Here is a 12,459-nt window from a genome sequence, read left to right on the forward strand (position 1 = left end):
CAGCGATTGCCACACCGAAAGACAAAGCCAAAGCAAGTTCCAAGCGAAAGCAATCGCACCAACTTCCGCTTCGGCGTGGTGTCATACGCAGCTAAAGGAGAATTCAATGAAGCTCTATTTGGTACTGGCAATGCGCAAGCCGTCATTCGACGACGCAGTGATTGCCCCACACATAGCTTTCCTCAACGCACTTGTTGCGAAAGACCAGCTGCACCTGACCGGTGGCTTCAGCGACGGTACCGGCGGCGCGTATGTGCTGAAGAATGTCGACACCCTCGAAGCCGCCAAGGCCATCGTCGCCAGCGACCCTCTGGCCATCCAGGGCAGCTCCGAGCTGACCATCCACGAGTGGAACACCCGCTGATCCCATGATCCAGACGACGTTTTCCCCGTTCACCGAACAAGCACTGCCGCAGTGGCGCCGCGCCGTCCTCAAGGTCGGCAGCAGCCTGCTGGCCGCCGATGGCGGTGGCTTGACCCCACGCTTCGCGCTCGGGTTGGCGCAGTTCGTCTCGGCCAATGTGCTGGCCGGGCGCGAAGTGGTGATCGTCTCTTCCGGTGCAGTGGCTGCTGGTCGCGCCATCGTGCCCAAGGCAGCCGAAGCCGGCGCGGCCATGGCCGCAAGACAGGCCTTGGCTGCCCTGGGCCAGGCGCAGCTGATCGGGCTGTGGCAGCGCTTCTTCGAGCGCCCGGTGGCGCAGGTGTTGCTGACACACGATGACCTGCGCAATCGCCGCCGCTACCTCAACGCGCGCGCAACGCTCAATGAGTTGTTGGCGCTGGGCGCGTTGCCGGTCATCAACGAGAACGACACCGTGTCGGTGGATGAGCTCAAGCTCGGCGACAACGACAATCTCGCCGCCATCGTCGCCGCGCTGGTCGACGCCGATGCCTTGTTCATCGCCACCGACATCGACGGCCTCTACACCGCTGATCCGCGCAGCAATCCCGATGCGCAACCGATCAACGAAGTCACCGAGCTGACGCCGGACATCCTGGCGATGGCCGGCGGCAGCGGCAGTACAGTCGGCACTGGCGGCATGCACACCAAGCTGCAAGCCGCGGCCAAGGCCGGTGCCGCGGGCATCGATACGTTCCTGTTCAATGGCCGCAGCGGCGATGTCGTGCGCGGCCTGGCGCAAGGGAGGTTGCATGGCACCCGCCTGCATGCAGGGCAGTCGCGCATTGCCGCTCGCAAATACTGGTTGAAGCACGCACCGCTTGAGCCGGGCGCGATCCTGATCGATGCCGGCGCGGCGCGCGCATTGCGCGACAAGGGTGCCTCGCTGCTGCCCGGTGGCGTGGTGGGTGCAGAAGGCGAGTTCCGTCGCGGCGATATGGTGGAAGTACGCTTGTTCGATCCGCACGGGCAGCAGCGCGTGGCACGTGGCGTCAGTCAGTATTCCGCCGTCGATATCCGCCGCATCAGCCAGCACCACACCAGCGAGATCGAATCCATCCTGGGCTACAACTACGGCGACAACGTGATCCATCGTGACGACCTGGTGTTGCTGTGAGTTTTCCTTTGATCATCGGCAGGACAGAACATGAGTGATATCCGCACCCTTGCATTGCAATGCCGCGATGCCGCGCAGCAACTGGGCCTGCTTTCCAGTCAAGCCCGCAGCACGCTGCTGAAGTCGATGGCGGCTGCGCTGGAAGCCGATGCAGGCAGCATCCTCGCCGCCAACGCGCGCGACCTGCAGGCGGCGCGCGACAAGGGGGTTGGCTCGGCGATGCTGGACCGTCTGGCCTTGAATCCGGAGCGCCTGCGCGGCGTGGCCGATGCGCTGCGTGAAGTGGCCGCCTTGCCGGATCCGGTGGGCGAGGTGACCCGCGACTACGACCGCCCCAATGGCATCCGTGTGCAGAAGGTGCGGGTGCCACTGGGGGTGATCGCGATGATCTACGAGGCGCGGCCGAATGTGACGGCTGACGCGGCAGCGCTGTGCATCAAGGCCGGAAATGGCGTGATCCTGCGCGGCGGCTCTGAAGCCATCCACTCCAATACGGCGATTGCCGCCAGCCTCAAACGTGCTCTGCGCGAGGCGGGTTTGCCGGATGCGGCACTCACACTGGTTGAAGACCTGCGCCGTGAGACCATGCTGGAGCTGCTGCAGCTCAACGACATCATCGATCTGGCGATTCCGCGCGGTGGTGAAGGTCTGATCCGCTTCGTTGCCGAGCATGCGCGGGTGCCAGTGATCAAGCACTACAAGGGCGTCTGCCACCTGTTCGTCGATGACAGCGCCGACCTGCAGCTTGCTGTGGATCTCTTGATCGACGGCAAGACCTCGCGACCGGCAGCCTGCAACTCGTTGGAGACCTTGCTGGTGCATGAGGGTATCGCCGCTGAGTTCCTGCCATTGGCAGCGGCGGCGCTGCGTGAGCGTGGTGTTGAGCTGCGGGGTGATGCGGCCACCCAGGCGCTGGTTGCCGATATCGTCCCGGCAAGCGAAGACGACTATGCGGCCGAATACCTCGATCTGATCCTGGCTATCCGCGTGGTGCCGGACCTGGCTGCAGCCATTGCGCACATCCAGGCCCATACCTCCGATCACACCGAAGTCATTGCCACTGCCAATCCAGCGCACGGCGAGGCGTTCATACGCGCGTTGCGTTCGGCGGTGGTGATGGTCAATGCCTCCTCGCGATTCTCCGATGGCGGCGAGCTCGGCCTTGGTGCGGAGATCGGCATTTCCACGACTCGCCTGCATTCCTACGGCCCGATGGGTCTGGAGGCGCTGACGGTTGAGCGTTTCGTGGTGCGTGGCGAAGGCCAGGTCCGGCATCCGCTGAAGTAGGTTGCCGTCGTAGCCCGGGTAAGCGCAGCGCACCCGGGAGGCACGTAGTATTCGTTGACCCATTGTTTCGATCGTTGCACTCCCCGGGTGCGCTGCGCTTACCCGGGCTACATCGGCCGGCATTGATCCTCGTTCTTCTGTAATAGCCGTTTGAGCCGCGAAGCACTCATAGTTTCAATGTGCACAAAGCTCCAAGACCCCAGCACTGTCAGCTTCGCGGCTTACGCCGCTCCCACAAGAGCCGGTAAGCCTCAGTGTCGGGCGACGTTGTTTGCACGAATACGAAAAAGCCGCCGAATCACTTCGGCGGCTTTCGTGTATCAGCAACAACTCATTTCCAGTGATCTTCCAGCTGCTGCGGTTTGCAGGCAAACCACGCACCGGTCAACAACACGCCGGAGCAGCAGGCGAGGAAGGCAAACGACCATGCCCAGCCATCGCTCATGCCATGCAGCCAGCCGAACAACAGCGGGCCCAGGCTGGCCAGGCTGTAGCCCACACCCTGCATGAAGCCGGACAGTGCTGCCGAGCCAGCCTGGCTGCGCGTGCGCAGGTTGATCAGGGTCAGGCCGAGTGGGAAGGTTGATGGGCCAAGGCCCGCGATGACAGCCCACAACAGCGGCGCGCTCATTGGTGCCCATAGCAGGCCGGCGAAGGCGACCAGGTTCAGTACGAACACCATCACCGCGATCGGGAAGGGGTTGCGCATGCGTACCGCCAATGCGGGCACCAGCAGCGAGGGCAGCAGGCCGATAGCCGAATACACCGCGACCATCACGCCGCCGAAGGATTCACTGGCGCCGGCTTCCACCATCACCTTCGGCAGCCAGGTGAACAGCGAATACGTGCCCAGCGAGGTCATGCCGAACATCAGCGCCATGCCCCAGCCCAGCTGCGTCTTCCAGACGCGACCGGCTGCATGTTCGGTGCTGGTGCTGCTTGTTTCCACGCGCGGGGCGCTGCGTGCCAGCAGGATCCAAGGCAGCAATGCGGCTACGGAAAGCATCGACCACATGCCCAGCGAAATGCGCCAGTCAAATTGATCGGCGACTGGCACCGCCAGCAGCGCCGGCACCATCGTGCCGGCCTGCAGCACGGTGATGTAGATGGTGCTCAAGGTGCCAACGCGATCGGCGAAGTAGCGCTTCACCAATGGCGGCACCACCACGTTGCCCATGCCCATGCCGGCCAGGGCGATGGCCGAGCCGAGCAGCAGCATGCCAACGTCGTTGGCAAAGGCGCGCAGCAGCAGGCCAATGGTCGCCAGCACCATGGTCAGTACGGCGGTGCGTTCCAGACCGATGGCGCGGGTGATACGTGGCGTGGCCAGGCCAAACACGGCGAAGGCGGCGGTCGGCATCATGCCGAGCACACCGGTCATGGTGCTGCCGAAATCGAAGACGTGACCGAGCCGGTCCAGCAATGGGGTCAGCGAGGTGACCGCGCTGCGCAGGTTGGCTGCGACCAGGACGATGGCGGCAAATGCCAGCAGGCGGCCCTTGAGCAGGGGATGCCGAATGGGGGAGGGTGCGGGCGTGGACATTGCTTACTCCGACGCGGTGGGTGGCGCCGTTTGAAACCCACCAAAAACAAAAGCCGACCAGAGGCCGGCTTTTGTCAAATTGGTCGGGGAGACAGGATTCGAACCTGCGACCTCTACGTCCCGAACGTAGCGCTCTACCAGACTGAGCTACACCCCGAAGGAGCCGCCTATGATAGCGGTGAACCTCGTGCCTTGCAAGTTCTTTTGTTCAGCCAACGCGGCCTGCAAGGCGTGGTGCGTTGGCTGCCAGCAACGGTGTGCTGGCGAATAAAAAACCTGGAAAACGTTGCCGTTATTCCAGGCTTTTTTACCGACCCTTTGGTCGGGGAGACAGGATTCGAACCTGCGACCTCTACGTCCCGAACGTAGCGCTCTACCAGACTGAGCTACACCCCGCGAAGGGAGCCGGAAAGATACGCTCAGTCCGGCGTTTTGGCAATACCTTCACGCAGTTTTTCAGCGCTTTGCATCGATCTTGTTTGCTTCCCGCGCTTCAAACCACATGCCGTTGAGGATGGCGACCGTCGCAGCGAGGCCAGCACCCAGAATCCAAGCGAAATACCACATGAGTTGTCTCCTTGATGTTGTCGTTGCGGATCAGTAGGCGTTCGGGTTTTCACCCATTTCTTCCAGCGTGGTCTTGCCCTTCAGTACGCGGTACACCCAGGTGGTGTAGGCGATGATGATCGGCAGGAAGATGACGGTGGCCAGCAGCATCACCCACAGGGTCAGGTGGCTGGAGGAACCGTCCCACACCGTCAGGCTGGAGCCTGGCTGGGTGGAGGAGGGCAACAGGAACGGGAAGATCGCAAAGCCAACGGTGAAGATGATGCCGGCAATGGAGGCACCGGAGGCGATGAAGGCCAGGCCGCCACGACGCTTGCGCAACAACACCGCACTGGCCAGTGCACCCAGCAGGCCCACCACCGGCGCCAGGATCGTGGCCGGCATGGTGCTGTAGTTGTGCAGCCAGCCACCGGCCTGGGAGAACTCAGCCGTCTTCAACAGCGGGTTGCTGGCACCGTCGGTCACCACCTGCGAGGTGATCTGGTAACCCGGCAGGCCGAAGGCAACCCAGGCACCGGCAAGGGCGAACAGTACGAACGAGGCGATGGCGGCGATGCTGCCGATCTTTGCCGAACGCTCAGCGACCGGGCCGCTGGTCTTGAGCACCAGCATGGCCGCACCGTGCGACACCAGCATCGCCACGCTGACCAGGCCAGCCAGCAGGGCGAACGGGGTCAACAGGCCGAGCAGGTTGCCGGTATAGAACACGCGCTGGGTGTCATCGAAGTGGTACGGCACGCCAAGCAGCACGTTGCCAACCGCCACGCCCATGATCAGCGCCGGGATGAAGCCGCCGATGAACAGCGCCTTGTCCCAGTTGTTGCGCCAGCGCTGGCTGGGCATCTTGCCGCGGTACTTGAAGCCGACCGGGCGCAGGATCAGGGCGAACAGGATCAGGAACATCGCCAGGTAGAAGCCGGAGAAGCTCACCGCATACAGCGGCGGCCAGGCGGCGAAGATCGCGCCGCCACCGAGCACCAGCCACACCTGGTTGCCTTCCCAAACCGGGCCGATGGTGTTGATCACCAGGCGGCGCTCTTCATCGGTCTTGGCCACGAACGGCAGCAAGGTGCCAACGCCCAGGTCGAAACCGTCCATCACCGCGAAGCCGATCAGCAGCACGCCAAGCAGCAGCCACCAGATCACGCGTAGCGTCGTGTAGTCCAGAAGAATGAATTCCATGTGTGTTCTCCTGCCTTATGCCTGGCCGTTGCTGGCGGCATTGGCGTGGTTGTTTGCGACGGCCGACTGCTGCAGCGAAGGCAGGATGTCGTCCGGGCCCTTGCGGATGGCCTTGAGCATCAGCTTGACTTCGATGACCAGCAGCACCGTGTACAGCGCGGTGAAGCCGACCAGCGTTGCCAGGATTTCGTAGACGGCCAGGCCCGAAGCGGCATAGAACGTCGGCAGCACACCATCAACAGCCCACGGTTGGCGGCCGTACTCGGCGATGAACCAGCCGCATTCGATGGCGATCCACGGTGCCGGCAGCGACCACAGGGCAACCCGCAGGAAGGTGCGCTTGTCCTCGAAGTTGTTGCGGCAGGAGTAGTAGAAGGCCAGGGCAAAGAAACCAATCATGTAGATGCCGAGGCCGACCATGACGCGGAAGGTCCAGAACAGCGGGCCAACCGTTGGCACCGTATCCAGCGCAGCCTGTGCAATCTGTTCGGGGGTGGCGTTCTCGATGTCGTCGCGGTAACGCTTCAGCAACAGGCCGTGGCCCAGATCCTGCCAATGACGGTCAAAGACCTCGCGGGCTTCAACGTCATTCTTGTCGGCGCGGATGCGTTCCAGTGCGGCGTAGGCGATCTGGCCACCCTTGACGCGACCTTCGGCCTGCTTGACCAGGTCCAGGATGCCCGGGATCTCCTCATCCAGCGAACGGGTGGCGATCAGGCCCATCACGTACGGGATCTGCACTTCGAAGTCATTGCGCTGTTCCTGCTGGTTCGGGATGCCGAATGCAGTGAACGGTGCCGGAGCCGGATGGGTATGCCACATGCCTTCGATGGCAGCCAGCTTCATCTTCTGGTTTTCGGCCGTGGCGTAACCGGACTCATCACCCAGCACGGCAACCGAGATGGACGCCAGCAGGCCGAACGCCGAAGCCACTGCGAACGAGCGGCGGGCGATGTCACGGTGCTTGCCGCGCAGCATGAAGAAGGCCGAGATCGACATCACGAACATCGCGCCAGCCACATAACCGGCCGAGACGGTGTGCACGAACTTGGCCTGGGCTACCGGGTTCAGCAGCACGGCGGCGAAGTCCACCACCTCCATGCGCATCGTTTCCGGGTTGAACACCGCACCCACCGGGTACTGCATCCAGCCGTTGGCGATCAGGATCCACAGTGCCGACAGGTTGGTGCCCAGTGCCATCAACCAGGTCACGGTCAGATGCTGCACCTTGGACAGGCGGCCCCAGCCGAAGAAGAACAGACCGATGAAGGTCGCTTCCAGGAAGAACGCCATCAGGCCTTCGATGGCCAGCGGTGCGCCGAAGATGTCACCCACATAGTGGCTGTAGTAGGACCAGTTCATGCCGAACTGGAACTCCATCACGATGCCGGTACCCACACCCATGGCGAAGTTGATGCCGAACAGAACGCCCCAGAACAGGGTCATCCGGCGCCAGACATCCTTGCCGGTCATCACATAGACGCTCTCCATGATCGCGATCATGAAAGAGAGCCCCAGCGTGAGCGGGACGAAAATGAAGTGGTACATCGCGGTCAGCGCGAACTGTAGACGTGACAGTTCTACGACTGTTGAGTCGATCATGGCCTGGCTACCTCGTGGGAATTGGGCGTCATGGAGTGGCTGGGAGGGGTTCTATGGCAGCGATACTCCCCGTTCAGGCCTGCCAATGCCTTGATCTGGATCAATGTGGGCTGGCTGTCCAACGCCGATGGTGCAGGGCCGGCAGGCTGGGTACGGCTTGCTTACAATCACGTAGATATCCTTCACCTGAGTTGTCAGTCTTGAGCGAAGTTCCACATTCCAACGCGGTGCAACAGCAACGCCGCGTACAGCAGCAGTGGCTGGCGGCTCTGGCGTCCGGGGCCCGGTCACAGCAGCGTTTGGCGGCCTTGGCCGTCTGTACTTCAGGTGCGCTGCTGATCGTGCAGGCTGGCGCCATTGCCTGGTTGATCCAGAGCATAGTCGTGGAACGACTGAATTGGGTACAGGTAATTCACGGTTTCTGGATATTGGCGGCGGTGCTGGTACTGCGCAGCCTGCTCGGCGGGGTCGCCCAGACCGCTGCCGGCAAGGTCGCCGACAGCGCCAAACTGGCGCTGCGCGAGCAGGTTTACCGGCGTTTGCTGGCACGCGGGCCGCTGTGGCTGCGCCGCCAGCGCACGGGTGAGCTGGGCGAGCTGCTGCTGTCGCATGGCGATGCCATCGAGGGCTATTACGCCGGATTCCAGCCGGTGCGGGTGGAAGTGGTGGTGGTGCCGCTGCTGATTGCCGCCGCCGTGGCCTATGTGGACTGGGTGGTGGCGCTGATTTTCGTCTTCACCGCGCCGTTGGTGCCGTTCTTCATGATGTTGGTGGGCTGGGGCGCCGAGGCCGCCGGTCGGGCACAGCTGGGCGAGCTGGCACGCATGAGCGGCCACTTTGCCGATCGCATCAAGGGCCTGGGCCTGTTGCGCCTGTACGGGCGCGGTGAAGGCGAGCTGGAAGGGGTTGCCGCCGCCGCTGATGGCGTGCGCGAGCGCACCATGAAGGTGCTGCGCATCGCCTTCCTGTCCTCCACGGTGCTGGAATTCTTCGCCTCGGTCAGCGTGGCGATGGTGGCCCTGTACCTGGGGTTGAGCTATCTGGGCCTGATGTCCTTGCACTCGGTGGTGCCGACCCTCGGCACCGGCATGTTCTGCCTGCTGCTTGCGCCGGAGTTCTACGCGCCATTGCGGCGCCTGGCTGCCCACTACCATGACCGTGCCAATGCGCTGGCGGCAGCGGCCGAGGTCGAGCGCCTGCTGGCTGATGATAGTGCCCCACCGTCGGATGGGACTGCTGCTGCACCCTTGGTGGCACCGGAACCGGCACAGCTGCATGCGCCACTCGTTTCGGTGCGCAAAGTGGTATTGCGTCCGCAAGGCGCTGCCCATGATGTGCTGAAGGACTTTTCGCTGGAGATTGCTGAGGGCCAGCGTCTGGCCCTGGTCGGCCCCAGCGGCAGTGGCAAGAGCACCCTGCTGGAAGCCTTGGCTGGATGGTTGCCGCCGCGCGAAGGCCGCATCGAGGTCCGTGACGGCGTGCGCGTCGCTTACGCCGGGCAGCGCCCCTACCTGTTCCATGGCTCCATTGCCGACAACCTGCGGTTGGCCGACCCGGCGGTAAGCGCTGCGCGGCTGCAGGCGGTGGCTGAAGTCGCGCAGGTGATGCGTTTCGCCAAGGATCTGCCGATGGGTTTGAACACGGTGATCGGTGAACGTGGTTTTGGTCTGTCCGGCGGTGAGGCGCGGCGGATTGGCTTGGCGCGGCTGTTGCTGCTGGAGCCGGATCTGTTTCTGCTCGACGAACCTACCGCCTTCCTCGATCCGCAGACCGAGGCGGACCTGCTGCAGGCCCTGGCCGCGCATACGCGTGGTCGCACCGTGCTGATGGCCACCCATAGCGAGGCGGCGATGCGCTGGGCCGACAAGATCATCGATCTGCAGGACGGCGTGCAGGTTGCAGTGCAGGGAGCGCGCGCATGAGCCCACAGACGATGCGCGATGTCTTCAAGCGCCACCGCTGGCGGCTGGCGTTGGCGACCCTGCTGCTGTTCACCACCATGCTGGCCGGGGTTGGCCTGCTGGGTTTGTCTGGTGGTTTCCTCACCGCCGCAGCGTTGGCTGGCGCCTTGGGCATGGGCGGCACCTTCAATTTCTTTTCACCGTCGGCCGGCATTCGCGCGTTGACGATGGCGCGCATCGTGTCGCGTTATTTCGAAAAGCTGGTTGGCCACGATGCGACCTTGCGGATTGCGCGTGACCTACGCGTGTGGTTCTTCCAGCGTGCACTGCCGTTGGCGCCTGCCCGACTGGGCAGCAGTCGTACCGGTGAGTTGCTGGCGCGGTTGATCACTGATATCGGTGAAGTCGATGGTTTGATGGTGCGGGCGATCAGTCCTTTGCTGGCCTTGGCGGGCGCCGCCGTGGCGAGCGTGGTCGCGGCCGGAGTCATTTACTGGCCGGCGGCACTGTTGTTGCTGGTGCTCGCGGTGTTGGTGGGAATCGGCGTTCCGGTGTTCGCGGTGCGCCGTGGCGACGCGGTCGAGGCCGAGCGCGCGCAGCAGCGCGCCAGCCTGCGTACTTTGGCGTTTGAAGGTTTGGAAGGCGTGGCTGATCTCACCGCCCTGGATGCCCGCGATGATTGGGCGTTGCGTGTGGATGCAGCTGCGCAGCAGCTGGCGCGCAGCGATCAACGACGTCGTGGCCGTCTGATCGGTGGCAACGTGCTGCATTCGGCGCTGGCTGGTCTTGGCCTGTTGGCGATGCTGTGGTTGGCCTTGACGGCGTTCCAGGCTGGCAAGGTGGAGGCGCCATTCGCCGCAACGCTGGTATTCCTGACCGTTGCCTTGTTGGAAGTTGCCGCAGGCAGTGGCATTGCCTGGCAGGCCCTGCAGTCGGCGCGGGTCGCCGGCAAGCGTCTGCGGCAGATTGTTGATCAGGCGCCAGCCGTGCAGGACCCGGTCCGGCCTCGTGCCGTGGTTGCGGATGCCGCCGCGGTTGTGTTCGAGCAGGTGGTGTTTTCCTGGCCGGGCGAGACGCGGCGTCTGCTGGATGGCGTGGATCTGCAGCTGGCGCCGGGGGAGCGCATCGCCATCCGTGGCGACAGCGGCTGCGGCAAGACGACGTTGTCCGCCCTGCTGCTGCGGCTATGGGACCCGCAGCAGGGGGCAGTGCGCTTCGGTGGTGTCGATCTGCGTGAGTTCGCCCAGGACGATTGGTATCGACAGATTGCCTGGTTGCCACAAGGGGCGCCGGTATTTGCAGGCAGCATTGCGGACAATCTGCGGGTGGGTGATCCGCAGGCCAGCGACGACGCGCTGTGGGCGGTACTGGCGCAGGTGCGCTTGAACGATTGGGCGCAGCAACAAGGCGGGCTCGCCGCTTGGGTGGGTGAGAACGGTGCCACCATGTCGGCGGGGCAGGCGCGCCGGCTGGCCTTGGCGCGTGCGTTGTTGCGCAACGCGCCGATCATGGTGCTGGATGAACCTACCGAAGGCTTGGACGTGGATACCGCACATGCCTTGTTGATCGATCTGGCCGCGGCGCTGGGTCAGCGCAGCCTGTTGATGATTACCCATGACCGGCTACCGGAAGGTGTTGTGCAGCGTGAGTACCGGTTGCAGCAGGGACGCTTGAGTTTGCAGTAGGCAAGGCTGAAGCCGGTCCGGCGTCGGAGTTATCCAGATGGTTGCGTTGCAGGGCGAGCCATCAGCCTGCTTTGCGTTGGCGCCAGCATTTGAAACCGTAGGCAACCAAACTAGTGATCGGCACAGTGACCATCGGTCCGAATAGAAAAGCCAGACCATCCTGTGCGTCGCGGTGGCCGGTGACGTCCCATACAAAGCGCAAGCCAAGATAGGGGGCAAGCAAGCCGCCGAGCAGGACGCCAAGCAGAACCGCAAGCCAGGTGCGGTGACACATGGCACCAGCGGCCAGGCCAAGGCCAATACTGACTGCAATTGCGATCAACCAGAAGGTCATGCTGGGTTCCCGTTCAATGGATCGGCTACTGGTCTGGCGTTGGTCCGCGCGCCGTTGACACCGCGGCCGCCGGCCTTATTGAAGCAGGCTCAACTTGTCCGTGGCGAGGAACCAGATCGCGGCGAGGTTGAGTGCAACCGTCAGCCAGAACACCGCTTGGAAACTGGTTTTACTGGTCTTGTGGCGGAACAGCCCCTGGCCGATCAGCGCGCCCGGCCAGCCCCCGAGCAGGGAGATCAGGTGTAAGGTGTTTTCAGGCGTGCGCTGCTCGCCGCGGGCCGCTGCGCCCTTGTCGTAGAGATAGAAGCCCAGCGCTACGACGCTCATGCCGCCGACCACCGGCAAGGTCCAGTCCGGCACCAGTTTGGCAATCCACAATCCCAGCACGCAGAGCAGGGCGCATACGCCCAGCAGGACATGCGGCAGGCGCGCGGTGAACGGGGGGCGCTTTGGTTTGGACGTGACGGTTTTGGTGGCACTTGCCGAGCGCACCGCGATGGCATTGAAACGGCCGCGTTCGTCCTTGCGCAGCGCATAGCTGATCAGCATGCCGTCAGTCGGGCGTTGCGTGCGCTGCTCGAAGGCCTTGATGTGGACGAAGGCGCGGTCACCACCGCCGTTCGGAACCACGAATCCGAAGCCTTTGTCATCGTTCCAATCCTGCAGCCGACCTTGATAGCGCATTGAGCTTGCCCTTGTTTGTCGCCGCTATTGCAGCGCAAACGTGGGTGGCTGTGAAGCCATTTTTCTGCATATGGGCTATTTTTGTGGGAGCGGCGTAAGCCGCGAAGCAGAGGCTTCATCAGATTGCAAAGGTGCCAAGACCTTCAACATTGTCAGC

At 63.4% G+C, this 12,459-nt stretch carries 11 protein-coding genes and 2 tRNA genes; 5 read left to right on the forward strand and 8 right to left on the reverse strand.

Features of this window, described 5'->3' with window-relative positions:
* The first annotated feature begins 106 nt into the window (after positions 1 to 106).
* The 3 genes from ACVOL0_RS08645 to ACVOL0_RS08655 are packed head-to-tail and all read left to right on the forward strand — an operon-like array spanning position 107 to position 2,804.
* Positions 107 to 364 carry a YciI family protein gene (locus ACVOL0_RS08645; RefSeq protein WP_481508068.1) on the forward strand — a complete coding sequence of 86 codons (258 nt, stop codon included), beginning with the start codon at positions 107 to 109 and terminating at the stop codon, positions 362 to 364.
* Between the two features lie 4 nt (positions 365 to 368).
* Positions 369 to 1,517 (forward strand): glutamate 5-kinase, encoded by a 1,149-nt coding sequence (gene proB / locus ACVOL0_RS08650; RefSeq protein ID WP_481548742.1) that lies wholly within the window; start codon positions 369 to 371, stop codon positions 1,515 to 1,517.
* 30 nt (positions 1,518 to 1,547) lie between these two features.
* Positions 1,548 to 2,804: a glutamate-5-semialdehyde dehydrogenase gene (locus ACVOL0_RS08655; protein ID WP_481548743.1), complete on the forward strand. Its 1,257-nt coding sequence runs from the start codon at positions 1,548 to 1,550 to the stop codon at positions 2,802 to 2,804.
* A 331-nt stretch (positions 2,805 to 3,135) separates the two neighbouring features.
* Here the strand turns inward: ACVOL0_RS08655 and ACVOL0_RS08660 are convergent, their stop codons facing one another.
* The 6 genes from ACVOL0_RS08660 to ACVOL0_RS08685 form a co-directional block, all read right to left on the reverse strand.
* Positions 3,136 to 4,347, reverse strand: a complete 1,212-nt coding sequence (locus tag ACVOL0_RS08660; protein WP_481548744.1) for a CynX/NimT family MFS transporter — start codon at positions 4,345 to 4,347, stop codon at positions 3,136 to 3,138.
* Positions 4,348 to 4,427: 80 nt separating this feature from the next.
* Positions 4,428 to 4,504: transfer RNA gene (locus ACVOL0_RS08665), tRNA-Pro, on the reverse strand.
* 162 nt (positions 4,505 to 4,666) lie between these two features.
* A tRNA-Pro gene (locus tag ACVOL0_RS08670) sits at positions 4,667 to 4,743 on the reverse strand.
* A 60-nt stretch (positions 4,744 to 4,803) separates the two neighbouring features.
* A complete protein-coding gene (gene cydX, locus ACVOL0_RS08675; RefSeq protein WP_282269734.1) occupies positions 4,804 to 4,914 on the reverse strand; it encodes a cytochrome bd-I oxidase subunit CydX in 111 nt (36 codons plus the stop codon).
* 30 nt (positions 4,915 to 4,944) lie between these two features.
* Positions 4,945 to 6,096 (reverse strand): cytochrome d ubiquinol oxidase subunit II, encoded by a 1,152-nt coding sequence (gene cydB, locus ACVOL0_RS08680; protein WP_313169661.1) that lies wholly within the window; start codon positions 6,094 to 6,096, stop codon positions 4,945 to 4,947.
* A gap of 15 nt (positions 6,097 to 6,111) precedes the next feature.
* Complete coding sequence (locus ACVOL0_RS08685) at positions 6,112 to 7,698, reverse strand: cytochrome ubiquinol oxidase subunit I (protein WP_481548745.1); 1,587 nt, start codon at positions 7,696 to 7,698, stop codon at positions 6,112 to 6,114.
* A 53-nt stretch (positions 7,699 to 7,751) separates the two neighbouring features.
* Between ACVOL0_RS08685 and cydD the strand changes: the two genes are divergently transcribed.
* Both cydD and cydC read left to right on the forward strand, forming a co-directional pair.
* Positions 7,752 to 9,620 carry a thiol reductant ABC exporter subunit CydD gene (gene cydD, locus ACVOL0_RS08690; RefSeq protein WP_481548746.1) on the forward strand — a complete coding sequence of 623 codons (1,869 nt, stop codon included), beginning with the start codon at positions 7,752 to 7,754 and terminating at the stop codon, positions 9,618 to 9,620.
* The gene (gene cydC, locus ACVOL0_RS08695; RefSeq protein ID WP_481548747.1) at positions 9,617 to 11,284 is read left to right on the forward strand and encodes a thiol reductant ABC exporter subunit CydC; all 1,668 of its coding nucleotides are present in this window, start codon (positions 9,617 to 9,619) and stop codon (positions 11,282 to 11,284) included. The genes cydD and cydC overlap by 4 nt, the downstream gene beginning before the upstream one ends.
* Before the next feature lie 61 nt (positions 11,285 to 11,345).
* Here cydC and ACVOL0_RS08700 read toward each other — a convergent pair whose 3' ends face one another.
* On the reverse strand, positions 11,346 to 11,618 hold the full coding sequence (locus ACVOL0_RS08700; RefSeq protein ID WP_481548748.1) for a hypothetical protein: 273 nt from the start codon (positions 11,616 to 11,618) through the stop codon (positions 11,346 to 11,348).
* Positions 11,619 to 11,693: 75 nt separating this feature from the next.
* Positions 11,694 to 12,302: a DUF1294 domain-containing protein gene (locus ACVOL0_RS08705; protein ID WP_481548749.1), complete on the reverse strand. Its 609-nt coding sequence runs from the start codon at positions 12,300 to 12,302 to the stop codon at positions 11,694 to 11,696.
* Between the last annotated feature and the right edge of the window lie 157 nt (positions 12,303 to 12,459).

Source organism: Stenotrophomonas sp. STEN021, assembly GCF_056760175.1.

What these genes read in the sequence shown, in the direction of transcription:
- ACVOL0_RS08645 (WP_481508068.1), top strand. Translation starts at nt 107, where the DNA reads ATGAAGCTCTATTTGGTACTGGCAATGCGCAAGCCGTCATTCGACGAC.
- cydB (WP_313169661.1), bottom strand. Translation starts at nt 6,096, where the DNA reads ATGGAATTCATTCTTCTGGACTACACGACGCTACGCGTGATCTGGTGG.
- ACVOL0_RS08660 (WP_481548744.1), bottom strand. Translation starts at nt 4,347, where the DNA reads ATGTCCACGCCCGCACCCTCCCCCATTCGGCATCCCCTGCTCAAGGGC.
- cydD (WP_481548746.1), top strand. Translation starts at nt 7,752, where the DNA reads ATGGCAGCGATACTCCCCGTTCAGGCCTGCCAATGCCTTGATCTGGAT.
- cydC (WP_481548747.1), top strand. Translation starts at nt 9,617, where the DNA reads ATGAGCCCACAGACGATGCGCGATGTCTTCAAGCGCCACCGCTGGCGG.
- ACVOL0_RS08705 (WP_481548749.1), bottom strand. Translation starts at nt 12,302, where the DNA reads ATGCGCTATCAAGGTCGGCTGCAGGATTGGAACGATGACAAAGGCTTC.
- proB (WP_481548742.1), top strand. Translation starts at nt 369, where the DNA reads ATGATCCAGACGACGTTTTCCCCGTTCACCGAACAAGCACTGCCGCAG.
- cydX (WP_282269734.1), bottom strand. Translation starts at nt 4,914, where the DNA reads ATGTGGTATTTCGCTTGGATTCTGGGTGCTGGCCTCGCTGCGACGGTC.
- ACVOL0_RS08655 (WP_481548743.1), top strand. Translation starts at nt 1,548, where the DNA reads ATGAGTGATATCCGCACCCTTGCATTGCAATGCCGCGATGCCGCGCAG.
- ACVOL0_RS08700 (WP_481548748.1), bottom strand. Translation starts at nt 11,618, where the DNA reads ATGACCTTCTGGTTGATCGCAATTGCAGTCAGTATTGGCCTTGGCCTG.
- ACVOL0_RS08685 (WP_481548745.1), bottom strand. Translation starts at nt 7,698, where the DNA reads ATGATCGACTCAACAGTCGTAGAACTGTCACGTCTACAGTTCGCGCTG.